Origin of the sequence: Micromonospora purpureochromogenes (assembly GCF_900091515.1) — a bacterium.
Classification (GTDB): domain Bacteria; phylum Actinomycetota; class Actinomycetes; order Mycobacteriales; family Micromonosporaceae; genus Micromonospora; species Micromonospora purpureochromogenes.
The window spans coordinates 2,156,166-2,172,004 of sequence record NZ_LT607410.1; the positions used below are offsets into that span (position 1 = coordinate 2,156,166).

The 15,839-nt window shown below is 70.8% G+C and carries 8 protein-coding genes and 2 tRNA genes; 4 read left to right on the forward strand and 6 right to left on the reverse strand.

The genetic code is table 11. The features are described from left to right. Positions 1-9: 9 nt before the first annotated feature. The 4 genes from GA0074696_RS10115 to GA0074696_RS10130 form a co-directional block, all read right to left on the reverse strand. Positions 10-1,194 (reverse strand): ROK family transcriptional regulator, encoded by a 1,185-nt coding sequence (locus tag GA0074696_RS10115; protein WP_088960856.1) that lies wholly within the window; start codon positions 1,192-1,194, stop codon positions 10-12. 110 nt (positions 1,195-1,304) lie between these two features. Continuing rightward, positions 1,305-2,378, reverse strand: coding sequence for a sugar phosphate isomerase/epimerase family protein (locus GA0074696_RS10120; protein ID WP_231925318.1), 1,074 nt, complete (start codon positions 2,376-2,378; stop codon positions 1,305-1,307). Between the two features lie 86 nt (positions 2,379-2,464). Beyond that, entirely contained in the window at positions 2,465-5,785 is a 3,321-nt protein-coding gene (locus GA0074696_RS10125; protein ID WP_088960858.1) for a ThuA domain-containing protein, read from the reverse strand. Between the two features lie 281 nt (positions 5,786-6,066). Beyond that, positions 6,067-6,459, reverse strand: a complete 393-nt coding sequence (locus GA0074696_RS10130) for a hypothetical protein (RefSeq protein WP_088960859.1) — start codon at positions 6,457-6,459, stop codon at positions 6,067-6,069. 285 nt (positions 6,460-6,744) lie between these two features. Here GA0074696_RS10130 and GA0074696_RS10135 point away from each other — a divergent pair. The 4 genes from GA0074696_RS10135 to GA0074696_RS10150 all read left to right on the forward strand — a co-directional run bounded on the left by GA0074696_RS10135 (position 6,745) and on the right by GA0074696_RS10150 (position 10,669). Continuing rightward, positions 6,745-6,817, forward strand: a tRNA-Asn gene (locus tag GA0074696_RS10135). 291 nt (positions 6,818-7,108) lie between these two features. Continuing rightward, positions 7,109-9,232, forward strand: coding sequence for an MMPL family transporter (locus GA0074696_RS10140; protein ID WP_088964475.1), 2,124 nt, complete (start codon positions 7,109-7,111; stop codon positions 9,230-9,232). Further along, entirely contained in the window at positions 9,222-10,463 is a 1,242-nt protein-coding gene (locus GA0074696_RS10145; protein ID WP_088960860.1) for an NAD(P)/FAD-dependent oxidoreductase, read from the forward strand. Before GA0074696_RS10140 ends, GA0074696_RS10145 begins: the two co-directional genes overlap by 11 nt. Before the next feature lie 129 nt (positions 10,464-10,592). After that, a tRNA-Ile gene (locus GA0074696_RS10150) sits at positions 10,593-10,669 on the forward strand. Between the two features lie 530 nt (positions 10,670-11,199). Here the strand turns inward: GA0074696_RS10150 and GA0074696_RS10155 are convergent. After that, positions 11,200-11,673 carry a hypothetical protein gene (locus GA0074696_RS10155; RefSeq protein ID WP_088960861.1) on the reverse strand — a complete coding sequence of 158 codons (474 nt, stop codon included), beginning with the start codon at positions 11,671-11,673 and terminating at the stop codon, positions 11,200-11,202. Then, complete coding sequence (locus GA0074696_RS10160) at positions 11,666-15,691, reverse strand: CHAT domain-containing protein (protein ID WP_088960862.1); 4,026 nt, start codon at positions 15,689-15,691, stop codon at positions 11,666-11,668. Before GA0074696_RS10160 ends, GA0074696_RS10155 begins: the two co-directional genes overlap by 8 nt. Positions 15,692-15,839 lie beyond the last annotated feature (148 nt).

Genomic DNA, 15,839 nt, shown 5'->3' on the forward strand with positions numbered 1-15,839 from the left:
CCGGGCCGGTCACTCGGCGGCGAAGGCCCGCTCGCTGATCAGCCGGGCCGCGCCCACCACGCCGGCCCGCTCGCCGAGGTCGGACAGGACGATCGGCATCGTGCCGGTGGTCAGCGGCGCCGACCGGCGGTAGACCACGGCCCGGATCTCGGCCAGCAGGGTGTGCCCGAGGCCGTCCGGGGCGCCGCCGATGATCACGATGCCCGGGTTGACGAAGCTCACCAGCCCGACCAGCACCCGGCCCAGCCGGCGGGCGGCGTCGCGCACGACGGCCTGCACCACCGGGTCGCCTCCGGCCGCCGCCCCGGCGACGTCCGCCATGGTCAGGGTGCCGGTGGTGGCCAGCCGGTCGGCCAGGGCGGGGGAGCGGCCCGACCGCGCCGCGTCGAGCGCCGCGGCGACCAGCCCGGCCTCGCCGCAGTACGCCTCCAGGCACCCCGCCTCGCCGCAGGCGCAGCCCGGGCCGTCGTCAGCGAGTCGCAGGTGGGCGATGTCGCCGGCGCCGCTCGTCGCGCCCCGGTGCGGCGCGCCCCGCAGCACCAGGCCGCAGCCGATCGCGGTGCCGAGCTTGACGTACAGGAAGTCGTCGAAGGTACGGCCGATCCCGGCGTGCTGCTCGCCGAGCGCCATCACGTTGGCGTCGTTGTCGACCAGCGTCGGACAGCCCAGCTCGGCACCGAGGGTGTCGCGCACCGGAAACCCGTGCCAGCCGGGCAGGGCACCGGGTGCGATCGGGGTGCCCTCCCGGAAGGCGACCGGCCCCGGCAGGCCGACGCCGACGCCGGTGAGCTGGGCCAGGCCCAGTTCGGCCCGGAGCTTGCCGACGAGTTCCGCGGCCCGGGCGACCACCGGCCCCGGACCGGACCGGACGTCTGCCGGCTCGCGGAGCTCGGCCAGCACGTTCAGCTCGCCGTCGGTGACGGCGACGGTGAGTCGGTGCGTGCCGATCACGACGCCGGCGAAGCGGACCGTACCGGCGAGGCGGAGCAGCGACGACCGCCGGCCGCCGCGGGAGGCCGCCGGCCCGGCGGTCTCGACCAGGCCCAGCTCCACGAGGCGGTCCACCTCCGCGATCAGCCTCGACCGGGACAGGCCCACCGCGTCGCCCAGCTCCACCCGCGACCGCGGGCCGTCGTCGCGCAGCATTCGCAGCAGTCGTGCCTGGTACGCGTTCTCCGGTCGGACGGGAACCATCGCCACCACCTCCGGCCGGAGTCTTCCACGGCGGTGTTACGTCTGATGGCGCGAGTGGCCGCACCCGGTACGCCGCCCGGGTGCGGCCACTCGATCGACGGTCGGGTCCGTCAGCCCCGCAGACCCGACATGTGCTGGTAGCTCACCTCGGCGTAGCGCAGCGAGCGGCCCGGGTCGGCGCTGCCGCCCGGCGCGTTGTCCTGCTCCCACATCGGGTTGTGGTAGCCCTTCGCACCCATGTTGCCGAAGAAGGTGCCGTAGTCGATGTCGCCCTGGCCGAGCGGCACCATCTCGTACCCGCTGGTGGTGTCCGGGTTGAACGCGCCGTCCTTGGCGTGGAACAGCGGGAACCGGATCGGCTGGGCCGCCACCGTGGCCAGCGGGTCGAAGACGTCGGTCTGCGTCACCCCGTCCGGGTCGGTGTAGCTGCGGAACCGGTGCTGGGCCACGTGCGCCCAGTAGATGTCCATCTCGAACCAGACGTACTCCGGGTCGGTGAGCCCGATGAAGTACTCCAGCTTCCGGACGCCGGAGGACCGGGTGGGCCGGCCCAGCTCGTCCAGCGGCCCGCTGTCGAGCAGGAAGTTGTACGCCGCGTCGTGGTTGTGCGTGTAGAGCTTGAGCCCACGGGCGGCGGCCAACTGGCCGAGGGTGTTCCACCGGTCGGCCGCCGCGTCCCAGTCGGCCTTGTAGTTGCTGCCGGTCGGGTCGTTGCCGGTGCCGATGTGGGTCATCCCCAGCGTCTCGGCGATGTCGAGCTGCTGCTCGAACGCGGCGAGGGTGGTGGGGTTGATGGTGCTCGGGATGGAGGCGTGCGAGCCGTTGGCGCGCAGCCCGTTGTCGTCGAGGATCTTGCGGATCTCGGCGGCGGTGATCTGCCGGCCCAGGATGGAGACGTGCTGGTTGTAGCCGGCGAACTCGACCTCCTTGTAGCCGATCTCGGCGAGCCGGGCGAGCACCCGCTCGAAGCCGTACGGCACTCCGGTGGCGTCCGGTGCGGCGCCGATCCGGTCCCGGACGCTGTAGAGGATGATGCCGCGCTTGCCGGTCGGCACGAGCAGTCCGTTGCCGTCGGCTCCGGCGGCGGGCGCCCAGCCGGCGGCCCCGACGGCGGCCGCGCCGGCGACGCCGGCGAAGGCGCCGAGGATCCGGCGACGGCTCATTCCGTGCTGTCTGTCGTTCATCTGCTGCTGCCTCTCTCGCTGCGATGACGGGTGATGGTGCCCAGGGCCGCGGACCGCCCGGGCGGCGGCCCGCGACCACGGCGGCGCTACGGAGCGACGCCGATGCCCTGGCCGGTGAACTCGACCCAGTTGAGGTTGCCGAGGCCGCTGGTCGGGCCGCCGGGAACGGTGCGGAACACGAGGTAGAGCCGGTGCGTGCCGCCCGGGTCGGTGATCGGCACGCCTGTGCTGGTGAAGGCGTTGTTTCCGGTGGTCGCGGCGACCGTGGCGGCGGCCAGCAGGGGCCCGGTGGGGGAGTCGAGCCGGAACTCGACGCCGAACCGGGGCTGCCCGGCGGTGGCCGCGCTGCCGCCCGAGGTACGCAGCGTCACCGACTGCATGTCGTGCAGGTTGACGGTGTTGTTGACCGCGATCCAGTCGCCCGGGTCGAGGCTGCCGCGCTGCTGCCCGCCGCCGGTGTCGGCGCTGGTCCCGACGGTGGTCCCCGACTCGTCGGTGGCGAACTCGACCTCCTGCCGCTTCGCCTGGACGATCTGCTGGTCGACGGTGGTCAGCGCCGGTTGGCCGTTCGCGCCGCCGTCGGTGTAGGACGCGCTGACCACGCCGTGGATGTAGCCGCCGTGGGACGCGTCGTCCGGGTCGGTGGGCAGCACCCCGGAGCAGCCGAACTGGTTGGCCTCGCCGTGGCCGTGCTGGTCGTGGCCCAGGACGAAGGTCACCTCCACCTTGGCGCAGTCGACCGGCCCGTCCTCCGGGTCGGCGACCGTCACCGACCAGGGGATGTCGTCGCCCCAGCTGAAGAAGCCGCCTTCGAGCGGGGTGTTGACCGTGACGGTCGGCGCGGTGTTGCCGACGGTGATGGTGGTGTTCGCCGACGCGCTCTTGCCGCTGGAGTCGGTCACCGTCAGCCGAGCGGTGTAGACCCCGTTGGCGGTGTAGGTGTGCGACGGGTTCGGGTCGACCGAGTCGGTGGTGCCGTTGCCGTCGAAGTCCCAGGCGAACGAGATCGAGTCCGCCGGGTCGGGGTCCTTGGAGCCCTCGCTTGAGAAGGCGACGGTCAGCGGCGCGATGCCGTTGGTGGGCGTCGCGGTGAGCACGGCGCTCGGCGCCCGCAGCCCCTTGACGTAGCTGAACTTCAGCATCGCCGCGTCCGGGTTGACGTTGAAGAACCCGTCGCCGTACGTCAGCAGGTAGAAGTTGCCGTCCGCGCCCCACTTCATGTCCATCGGGTTGTCGCAGAGGAACGGCTTGGTTGCTGTGGTGGGCGCCTGGCCGCAGTTCAGCACATTGTTGATCTTCAGGATGTCGCCCTTGGCGTCGAGCCGGACCTCCTTGAGGGTGTCCCGGGTGAACTCGCCGAAGAAGACCGCGCCGTCGTAGTACTCGGGGAACTTCGTCTCCGACCTCAGCTCCGGGTCGAAGTCGTAGCGGGCGGCGCCGTGCGGCCCGACGCCGCCGGTGCCGAGTTCCGGGAAGAGCACCGGGCAGGTCTGCGTCGGCGTCGACAGGTAGGACTCCGGGCACGGGGTGGGCGCCTGGAAGGAGTACCAGAGTTCGGACTTCTCGACCGTCGGCAGGTCGGTCAGGCCGGTGTTGTGCCGCGAGGTGTTCTTCGGCGTCGCGCAGTCGAAGGGCGCGACCGGGGAGATCGGGCTGGTGGTCCAGTTCATCTCGATGTACGGCAGGTTCGGCTGCACGCACATCGGCCAGCCGTAGTTCGCCGGCTTGTCGATCACCATCATCCGGCCGGTGCCCGCCGGCCCCCGGCCGACCGCGGCCGTCGAGGAGTCGGGGGAGTAGTCGGTGACGTACGCGACGTCGTTCTTGTCCAGGGTGATCCGGAACGGGTTGCGCAGCCCCATCGCGTAGATCTCCGGCCGGGCCTTCTCGGTGCCGGCCGGGAAGAGGTTGCCCGCCGGGACGGTGTACGAGCCGTCCGCCCCCACCGCGACGCGCAGCACCTTGCCCCGCAGATCGTTGGTGTTGGCGGAGCTGCGCCGGGCGTCCACGAAGGGCGCCTGGTAGACGCCGGTGGCGCTGACCGAGTCGTTGTGCGGCGAGAAGCCGCCGGAGCCGCCGCCACCGGCCGGGGTGTCGTCCCCGGTGACCAGCCAGAGGTTGTTCTTGGAGTCGAACGCGATGTCGCCGGCCACGTGGCAGCAGGCGCCCCGGTCCACCGGCACCTGGAGGATCTTCTGCTCCGTGCTCAGGTCCAGCGACGGGGTCTCGCCGTCGACGAACTTGTAGCGGGAGAGCTGGAAGTAGCCCTTCCACCGGTCCCAGGTCGTGGGGTCGGTGCTGGTGGTCGGCGCGCTCCCGGTCGGAGTGTCCAGCGGGGGCGCGTAGTACAGGTAGACCCACTTGTTGGTGGCGAAGTCCCGGTCGATCGCCGGGCCGTACATCCCGTCCTCGCTGTGGGTGTAGACCGGGATCTGGGCCAGCACCGTGCTCTCGTTGCTCTCCGGGTCGTGCAGGCGTACGCCGCCGCGGCGGTCGGTCTGGATCACCCGCCCGTCGGGGAGCGTGTCGAAGCCGATCGGCTCGTTGACGTTCGGCTGGGCCCCGATCACCGTCATCTGGTAGTTGGCCAGCACGGTCGCGCCGCAGTCGCCGTCGGTCACGCCGGCCGCCCACTGGATCGCCCCCCCGAGGTGGGCGCGCAGATCGGTGCTGCCGTAGCTCTCCGGCGTCGCGCCGAGTCCGGTGTAGAAGGAGCGGCCGCCCTGGTAGTCCTTGCACCAGGTGACCGGGTGGTCGAAGCCCATCGACCCGCCGGCGTACGTCTTCTCGTCCACGGTGGCCAGCACGTGCGACACGCCCCGGACGTTGTCGGCGAAGTTGTACCAGCGGTCGGTGTGCGCCCACCGTTCCGGCAGCCGCTCCGAGGCCGGGTGCACCCGGTCGGCCACGGTGACGGTGGCCGGGCTCGCCGACGTGGCGGCGCCGGTCGCCCGGGTGCCAAGGACCTTGTCCAGGAAGGACCAGCCGGGTTCGGCCTCGATGGCCGAGTGGACGCCGACGAAGCCGCCGCCGTCGCGGTAGTACTGCTCGAACGCGGCCTGCTGGCCGTCGGTGAGGATGTCGCCGGAGGTGTTCAGGAACACCACGGCGCGGAACTGCTTGAGATGCGGCTCGTCGAACTTGCGGGCGTCGTCGGTCACCTCGACGGTGAACCGCCGGTCGGTGCCGAGCTGCCGGATCGCGTCCACTCCGGCGGTGGTGGCGGCGTGGCTGCCTCCGGCGGACCGGGTGAACACGAGGACCTTGTAATCCATGCCGTTGCTGGCGGGCACCGGCGCGGCGAGCGCCGGCGTGGGCTGCGGTGGCGCGGTCGCGACGAGTGTCGCGCCGACGAGGGTGAGAAGGCTGAGGTAGGCGGTGGCCCTTCGGCCGGTGGGTCTGCGCATCGAACCTCGCTCTGGTCGGGGCGGGTCCGCCTCAGCGCCGTCGCTGAGGAGGGTCGCTACGAGTACCAAGAGCCTGGCCAGGTTCTACGCAGGACGATATTTGCGCAGCGGACCAAAGAGAAGGGGTTGACGGCAGAAGTTTTCGATGTTTCGTGCGAACTTTTGCTTCAAACCGGCGAAAGTGGCACCGGCGGGAGTGGACAGCGCCTGAGCTGCCGCTGTTTCCGCCCACACGCCAGCGGGCCGGTCGTCGATGACGACCGGCCCGCTGGAAGGTGCGGTTAGAGGGTGCTGGCGTTGGTGCCCGGGCCCGACGGCTTGGGCCGCGAGGTGGTGGACGACGACGAGCTGGGGGAGCTCGACGAGCTGCCCGACTTCGCGCCGATGGTGGCCGGCGTGCCCGCGAACGCGTCGTCCGCCGCGGTCAGCTCCTGCTTGTTGCCGTTGCCGGTGCCCAGCTTCTCGCCGAGCTTGGACTGGCCGAGCTTGTCCTTGCCCTCGCTGTAGAGCCGGGTCGCCTGGGCCTGTGCGACACCCGCCGCCTCCTGGACGGTCGGGTGGTCGAGCACCTTACGGCCCCGGACGACCAGCTCCTCGTACTTCTCCCGGCCGGCACGGGCGCCCAGGACGAAGCCCGCAGCCAGCCCGCCAAGGAACATGATCTTTCCGCGCATGGCGGCTCCTTTCGTACCTGACGCTCCGCCGTTCCCGCCCGGAGATCCGGTCGGGACCGACCATGTCGCGCCCTAGTCCTCTGTCGGCAGCTAACTACCCATCCTGCTCCGCGCTCATGCCTGGTTGTGCCGTGATGACGATTTGTCCGGTTTTATTCCTGCCGTGTCGCACCCCTCCACTGCGAGGGCTCGTGGCGATAACCCCCTGGACCAGACCCCCCGGGAATCCTGTACTCTTGTGCCGTCGCCGAGCGCCGGGGAGATCCGGAGCGCGGTGACAAGCAGTCCCCCGTAGCTCAATTGGCAGAGCAGCCGGCTGTTAACCGGCAGGTTTTTGGTTCGAGTCCAAACGGGGGAGCTCACGCACCCGCGCCCGTCGGCCCCGCCGACGGGCGTTTCTCGTTTCCCACCCCCCCGCCGCCCACCACCTCGGCTACCCGTCCGGCCGAGACCCTCCCGGTGATCAAGAAGTTCGCGTCACCGACGGGCCGTCCGTAGACGCAAACCTCTTGGTCATCGACGGAGGCGGACCGTGGCGGGCGGGCGTCCGGTTTCGGCCCGCTGGGGCGTGCTCGGGCGGCAGGATGGGCGATGTCGACTTAGACTCCCGCTGCGTCGATTGGTGCGTCGATTCAAGGGACGGGTGGAGATGGCCGGAAGACGGGGACCTGGCGCGGCGATGCTGATCGCGGTGCTGGTGGTGCTCGGCTGGCTGGTGGTCGGCGGGATCGCCGGACCGTACTCCGGGAAGCTGGGCGAGGTCGCCACCAACGACAACGCCTCGTTCCTGCCCGCCGAAGCCGAGGCGACCCGGGCCCAGGAACTCGCCGGCGGCTTCGTGGAGCGGGAGAGCACCCCGGCGCTGGTGGTCTACGAGCGCGGCTCCGGCATCACCGACGCCGACAAGCAGCGGGCTGCCGCCGACACCGCGCGGTTCGGCCAGGTTCCCGGCGTGCTCGGGCCGCTGCCGCCGCCGATCCCCAGCCAGGACGGTCAGGCGCTCCAGGTCGTCGTGCCGATCGACGAGGCTGAGGGCGAGGCGATCGGCCGGGTGGTCGAGGAGCTGCGCGGGATCGTCGGCGGCGACCGGGACGGGCTCACCGTCGACGTCGCCGGACCGGCCGGGCTGCTGGCCGACCTGATCGAGGTGTTCGGCGCCATCGACGGGCCGCTGCTGCTGGTCACCCTGGTCGTGGTGCTGGTGATCCTGCTGATCGTCTACCGCAGCCCGGTGCTCTGGCTCTTTCCGTTGCTCGCGGCGGGGATGTCGTACGCGCTGGCGTCGGTGTTCGTCTACTACCTGGCGAAGAACGACGTGATCAAACTGAACGGGCAGGCGCAGGGCATCCTGACCGTGCTGGTCTTCGGCGCCGGCACCGACTACGCGTTGCTGCTGATCGGCCGCTACCGGGAGGAACTGCACCGGCACGAGCGGCCCTGGGACGCGATGAAGACCGCCTGGCGGGGCGCCGCCCCGGCGATCATCGCCTCCGGAGCCACCGTGATCGTCAGCCTGCTCTGCCTGCTGCTGTCCAGCCTCAACTCCAACCGGGCGCTGGGTCCGGTCGCCGCCGTCGGCATCGCCGCCACGCTGGTCGTGATGCTCACCTTCCTGCCGGCGCTGCTGGTGCTCGGCGGCCGGTGGGCGTTCTGGCCCCGCCGCCCCCGCGCCGACCAGGCCGACCCGCGGACCGAAAACGGCATCTGGAGCCGGATCGCCGGCTTCGTCGCCCGGCGCGCCCGCCCGGTCTGGTTGGTGACCGCCGCGGCGCTGGCCCTGCTCACCCTCGGCCTGACCCAGCTCGGCGTCACCACACTCGGCCAGTCCGACCTGTTCACCAACCGGACCGACTCGGTCGCCGGCCAGGAGGTCATCGCCCGGCACTACCCGGCCGGCACCGGCAGCCCGGCGACCATCTTCACCAACCAGCAGGCCGCCCAGGAGGTCGCCCGGGTGGCCCAGGGCGTCCCCGGCGTCGCCGCCGTACGGCCGGTGACCGGTGAGCGGGCCGGCCCACCCCAGGAGAACGCGCCCCCCAAGGTGGTCGACGGCAAGGTGCAGCTGGAGGCGACGCTGTCCGACCCGCCGGACAGCGACGGGGCGGAACGGGCCATCCGCGACCTGCGGGTGGCGGTGCACCGGGTCGCCGGCGCCGACGCCGTGGTCGGCGGGTTCACCGCGATCAACGTGGACACCTCCGCCGCCTCCACCCGGGACCGCAACGTGATCATCCCGGTGGTGCTGCTGGTCATCGCGGTGATCCTGGCCCTGCTGCTGCGCGCCCTGCTCGCCCCGGTGCTGCTGATCGCCACCGTGGTGCTGTCGTTCCTGGCCACCCTCGGCCTCTGCGCGCTGATCTTCCGGTACGTCTTCGACTTCCCCGGGGTCGACGCGTCCTTCCCGCTCTTCGCGTTCGTCTTCCTGGTCGCCCTCGGCATCGACTACAACATCTTCCTGATGAGCCGGGTCCGCGAGGAGTCGGTCAAGCGGGGCACCCGGGCCGGGGTGCTGGCCGGCCTCGCCGTGACCGGCGGGGTGATCACCTCCGCCGGCGTCGTGCTCGCCGCGACCTTCTCCGCCCTGGCCGTCCTGCCGCTGGTGGTGCTGGTGGAACTCGGCGTGGCGGTGGCGGTGGGCGTACTGCTGGACACCATCGTGGTCCGCTCGCTGCTGGTGCCCGCGCTGTCGTACGACATCGGGCCGAAAATCTGGTGGCCGAGCCGGCTGGCCCGGACGGCCCGGACCGGGACGGAGGCCGGGCATGCTGGCTGAGACGGACGTCGTCATCGTCGGCGGCGGCCTCGCCGGGCTGGCCGCCGCCCGGCGGCTGCACCGCGCCGGCGTGCCCTGGCGGCTGCTGGAGGCCGGTGGCCGGCTCGGCGGCCGAGTCGCCACCGACACGGTCGACGGCTACCTGCTGGACCGCGGCTTCCAGGTGTTGAACACCGCCTACCCGAGGCTGGGCACCCTGCTCGACGTCGACAGCCTGGAGCTGGGCTGGTTCACCTCCGGGGTGCTGGTGCGCCGCGGCGACCGGCTCGATCGGCTGGTCAACCCGCTGCGCGAGCCCGGCGGCGCGCCCGGCACGGCCCTGGCCGGCATCGGCTCGCTGCTCGACCGGATCCGGTTCGCCGCCCTCGCCACCGGCTGCGCCACCCTGCCGAAGAGCCGGCTGCTCACCGCTCCGGAGACCACCACCGAAGCCGCGCTGCGCCGGGCCGGGCTCTCCGACACGATCATCGAGGAACTGCTGCGGCCGTTCCTCTCCGGCGTCCTCATCGACCGGGAGCTGGAGACCTCCAGCCACGTGCTGGCGATGATCCTGCGCTCCTTCGCGCGCGGCCGGATCGGCCTCCCCGCCCGGGGGATGGCCGCGCTGCCCCGGGCCGTCGCCGAACCGCTGCCCGCCGACCTGATCGAGCTGGACACCCCGGTCGCCGAGGTCGCGCCCGGCCGGGTCCGCACCCAGGCCGGCGACATCGGCTGCCGCGCCGTCGTGGTCGCCGTGGACCCGCCCGCGGCGGGAATGCTGCTGCCCACCCTGGCCCGGGTACGCATGCACAGCTACACGACCTACTACCACAGCACGCCGGAGGCGCCGCTCGACGAGCCGATCCTGCTGGTCGACGGGGACCGGCGGGAAATGGTCGCCAACACCGTCGTGGTCAGCAACGCCGCCCCGACGTACGCGCCGGCCGGGCGGCACCTGGTGGCCACCTCGGTGGTCGGCCCGAGCGCCCCGCCCGAGCCGGCGATCCGGCGCGAGCTGGACCGGCTCTACGGACGCTCCACCGCGGACTGGACCCACCTGACGACCGTCGAGGTCCCCGCCGCGCTGCCCGCCGCGCCGCCGCCGCAGGGGCGACTGCGCAAGCCGGTGGCGCTCGGCGACGGGCTGTTCGTGGCCGGCGACCACCGGGACAGCCCATCGATCCAGGGGGCGCTGGCCAGCGGCTGGCGGACGGCCGGGGCGGTGCTGACGGAGCTGCGCGCGGTGGGGTGATTCCGGGCCCGCTCCGGCGGCTGCTGACTGTTATCCTCGCGTAGCCCATCGTGCTGGCACGGGTGTCGGTTGTGCCGGTTCGGTGGTGGCCGGTGATCCGCCGAGCGGGTTACGATCCGGCGCGGTATCGGGGCGGTAGCTCAGCCGGTTAGAGCAGGGGACTCATAATCCCTCGGTCGCGGGTTCGAGTCCCGCCCGCCCCACCACCTGCGAAAACGGAGATCGACCCGGTTTCGCAACACTGCACAACGCTCGTCGAGCGAGGTATTGTGCGACCTTATTGGAGACCGCCACCGCCACCGCCATCGATGACATTCGCACCCTTCTGCCGCACTGGCGGCGGCACCTGCGGGCCAAGAACCGCACCGAGGCCACCATCGACAGCCACCTGCGGTGCGGTGAATGGCACCGTCAACTACACGATGTCGACGCCGCTGCTGGGCCGGACTCCCTACGCATTAAGCCTTACCTGCGAAGCGACCGCGACAGACGACGGCTCGGTGAAGACCACCGTGAAGAACCGCCTGTAACCGCGTAGGGAGCTGGCCCCGGACACAACGAAGAGCCCCGCCGATCCGAAGGTGAGCGGGGCTCTTCACGCAGGTCCTACCTTTCTACCTGGCAACGTGGCGTACAGGCTGCCCGAGGCGCTCGTAGTCGATGGAATTGCCTATTGCCATCTGTTACGTAGAGCAAGGTCAACGCGTGCGCCCGTGTGGTCTCGTTGCCACCGGTCCTACTGCCCGGGCGGACGGTATGTGGCGATGAGTTTGCCCAGGAGGTTGCCGAGGGTGGAGTCGCGCATGCGGTGTTTGTGGATGCGAAGTTTCCAGTGGCCGTTGTCGGTGCGGGTGATGTCGACTTCGGTTTGGAGCGCGATGAGGATCAGGGCGCCGACGGCGAGGGTGGTGGGGTCAAAGCGGGTGGTGTCGGTTGGCAGTGCGATAGCGCGGCTGATGGTGTCGGAGTGGGTGGGTGCGAGGTAGGTGAGGGTGGCGCGGGCGAGGTCACCGGGGGTGGCAGGAGCCGCGTTGGGGTCGATGCCGTCGGTGGGGTCGGGGTTGGCGGCAGCGTGGTCGAGCTGGGTTTCGGTGTGGCGCAGGTGGGTGGGATCGGGCAGGTGGCCGGTGCTGTCCACAAGGAGGGCCAGGATGCGGATCGCGTCCTTGTCGGTGAGGGCCTTGATTTGTGTGCGGGTGCGTTCAGTCATGGGTGGGGCTTTCTTGTACGGCGGCGGTGAGGGCGTCGAGGGCTCGTTGGGTGATGGCGGTGTCGACCGGGTCGAGATCGGTCAGGAGTTGATCGGGGTCGCGTTCGCCGGCCAGGATCCGACGCAGGGCCGCCGCGACGTCGGCCCAATCGGTAATGCCGGCGGCCTGGTCGAGGTGCCGGGTGAGGGCGGCGGCGGCCTTCTGGTCACCCGTGACGGCGGCGACCAGAGTGGCCAGGACGGGTTCCCACCTGTCAAGGTGGTACTCGATGATGTCAAACACCTGGTCGGCGGACACGGCGCGGGCAGCCTCGAGGACGGCGGTCAGGGCATGGTCGGCGGCGTGAGGGTCGGGCGCCAGAGCGGCGATCAGCTCACTGAATCGAGCGCCCTTGGTTTGGTCGATTCGGTGGGCTAGCTGCGCGACGGTGGTTGGCAGGGTGGGGTTGCCCGGATGGTGCATGTATTTGGCCAGCTCGACCACCGCGTTGGCTAGGCGGTGGGTTTCACCGATCACGTGCGAGAGGACGGCGCTGGCGAGAAAATGGGCGAGCTGCTGCGCCGGCTCACCGTCGGTTGCGGCTAGCGCGACAGCGAGGTTGTGGTGCCCGGCAGCGATCTCGTGTGGGTCGGGTCGCAGGTAGCCGTAACGAAGCGCGGCCTGTTGGAGGACAACCGACCGCTCGTAAAGACGCTGGCGGTAGGCCAGGTTGCCCCGCGCGGCCAGCACCTTCTGGAGTCCGCCGACGTCGTTGTGGCCCTCGAATATCTGTTGGCATGACAGCAGCAGGTCCTCGGCCTGGTCGAGGCGACCCAGCCCGATCAGCGAGGCGTAGTCGTTGAACCGACTATTGGTGATCTCGTAGAGGCCGGCGCCGCGTCCCCGTTGGCTGGCGACTACCTCAGCGTTTAGGTCGAGAGCGTCCTGATGCCGACCCAGCTCACCTGCAGCGACGACACCAAGGTTGAGGATCGTTTCGCGTACGTTAAACGGTTCGACGGTGTCGTTAGAGGCTCGCTCGTCGGGGAGGTGCTGCATCGCGGTCCGCAGCCGTTGCACGTCCCCCAAGGCTTGCTCAAGCTTGCCCATTTTGTACGTAATTTGAGCCCGCCAGCCTTCGTCGGCGAGCTGAGTCCAACGGCCGAGCCCAGCCCGACGGGTGTGCTCCGCCATATCGTCGATGGCGGCGAGGGCCTCCGACGAGCGGCCGGTGCCTTTGAGCAGGTTCACCAGGTCCCCCGCAACCGACGAGGCGAGTGCGTGGTCGCCGCTGGTCTCCGCTTCGTTGAGGGCGGCGCGGAGTAGACGTTCGCCCTCGCCTCGGTCGATCTCTGCCACCGCGCCGGCTAGGATCGCAATGTGACTAGGGTCGGCGACGGCCTCGGTGATGCGCCGTAGGTGGGCGATCGCCGCCAACCTTGTACCCGGCGACTCGTCCCTGTAGATGGCCTGCTCGAGGAGGGAAGCGGCCAGGTCCCATTCCTTTAGACGGATCAGGTACGGGGTGGCGGACAGCCCGGCCCGTATCACTAAGGCGCTGTTTTCTCCGCGGTCGGCATGCAGTGCCTGGCCTGCCAGGGTGTTCCAGAATGCGGCGAGTTCTGTGTCGATGGCGGTGCGGATGTCGGCGGGGGTGGCGATGCGGATGGTTTCGGCGACGCCGGGATGGATGCGGTAGCGGACCGTCCGGTCGCGGCTTCGGGATGGCGTGTCCTCGTCGCTGCCTTGGCCGACGCGGTCTCGGTCGACCTCCATTAGGGCGGCGTCGACCAATGGGGTCAGAGCGGCATGCCATTCGGGGGCGGGGTCGGGACGGTTCAGGGCTCGCCACAGGTCGGCCCAATTGCCCTCGGCCACGAACGACCATCGGTCGTCGTCCTCTACCCCGCACAGCAGTTGCGCGGCCAGCCGGGCCGGCTCCGGCAGAAGGTCGAGGGTGGTGGCGGTCCACTGCGCCAGGGTGGCGAGGAATCCATCCGGGTCCAGGCTGCTGTACCCGGCGGTGAAGAAGGCGGTCAGCCCGGCGTCGCTCGTGCCCGTGGTGTGCAGGTGCCGGGCCAACGCTTGCGGGTCGGCGGCGGCGGCATCGGCGAGCTCCAGCAGTTTCGGGTGGCCCTGGACCAGGTTGAGCACGGCCCGGACTTGGTCCCGGTCAGCGGCGATGACGGTGTCGGGTTGCCGGGTCGGGCTGGGGTCGGCGTGCAGGAGTGCCCGCAGGTGGGGCAGTTCCCGGGCCAGCAGCACCGTCTCGTCGCGGGACAGGGCGTGCACGGGTTCGACAAGCACTCGGGTGTCCAGGCCGTTCGGGACGATGCGGCTGGTCAGCACCACCCTGGATAGACCGTCATGAGCGCTCATCGCAGCGACCAGCCGTCCCCACCGCGGGTCGCGCCAGCCCCCGGCCTCGGTCAGCAGGGTCTCCAGGTTGTCGAACACCAGCAACAGACCGGTCTGTTCCAGCACCTCGGTGAGCCGGGGCAGGAACCGGTCGAACGCCTCCGGCGCTGCGACCGCGTCCAGCATCGTGAAGTCGAGGTGCTCCAGCTGGGCCTCCAGGGACCACGCCAGGCTGGTTAGCGCGGTCGGGAACTCATCGGAGCGTTCCGGGGCCTTCCAGAACGCCAACCCGCTGAACGCGTTCTGATGCCGGTAGGCCAACTCCAACGCGCAGGCGGTCTTGCCCGCCCCGGCCATGCCGTGGAACAACACTGCGCTGCGCCCGCCGTCGGGGGCCAGTGCCCCGCTGCCCCGGGCCATCGCCCCGACCCGCCCCACGAACCGGACCGGCTCGCTCGGAAATCCGGCCATCAGGGTGCGGGCGGGGTCGGCCACGACCGGCCCGGCCGGCGGAGTCAGCAACATCCCCGCGGCGGACGCCCCCAGCAGCACCGGGGTGGCGATCGACACCGCCGGCCGCGCCAGCGAAGCCTGTTCACCAGCGGCGGCGGGCACTGCTCGGCGCACCGCGGCGTCGACCGGCAGGTCCCATTCGAACAGGCCCCGGTACAGCTCGTCGGCCAACGCCACTGCGAAGTCGTCGACCACCGGATAGCGCATCGCGATCACCGCGCACCCCAGTTGCTGGGCCACCTGCCGCGCCACCCCCATCACCGGGCGCAGCCCCGCGATCGCTGTCGACTCGGCGTCGGCCTGCTCCTGCGCCGCCTCGGCGGCCTCGTCCAAGCGCAGCCACCGCAGCGTCTCCGCGGTCGTCGCTGCGGCTGACTGGCACGCCGACATCACCGCCAGCTTCACCCGACCCCGTCCCGGGCGCAGCAAACCCAAGAGCTCCTCGGTGTTGACCTGGTCCTCCGATCCGTCCCGGTGCTCCAAGGCGATGACTCCAGCGCCGCCGTGGCCGGACAGGTGCAGCACGTCGGGACCACCCGCGGCGGTCATCCGCTGCGCCAGCACCTGTCGGGTCACCCCGTACTGCAACACCTCCAACTCCACCGCCCGGCCCCGCCGGGCAGCGAGCGTCCGCACCAACCGGGTCAACCCGTAGCGTTCCCGCCGCAACGCCAACGCCGTTGTCTGCGATGGCAGGCTAAACACCGCCAACATCCGTAACCGACCACCCACCGGAGCCTTGCCCGCGCTGCCGGGGCCGATGTCGAAGACAAGGCTCACATCCCCCCGCCGGGCCAACGCGACCCCGTCGACATGCGCCAGTTCCAACGGCCGCACCGCCAAGAACCCCAACCGATCCGGCACCACGACCCGCACCGTCACTGGTGAGGCGTCCACGATGGCCCGGCCGATGGCCTCGCCCAGCACCACCCGGCCAATCCACGCCCCGAGCTGCTCGACCAGCTCCGCCTCCGAGGCCACCCGCCGATCCAGCTCGGCGTTCCACCGCAAATGCCGGTACAGGTCGTCAAACGCCTCGACCTCCACCGAATCCGGCCGCAACACCACCGTATGGTCGGCCAGTACTGCCCCTGTGGCCTCATCGGTGAGCAGCCACCGCCACCGCCACCGATCCAGCACATCCACGGCCTCAAGCAGCAGACCCATCGTGAACCTCCCCACCGTCAGTAGAGGATGGCCGATCAAGCCTGGGCAGGCCGCGAGGGGTAGGAAATCCGACAGTCCAACATCAGCGCCGCGGGATGGACCTCACAGGCGCCGATCAATGACGACCACCCGGCGACTTCTACCGAGC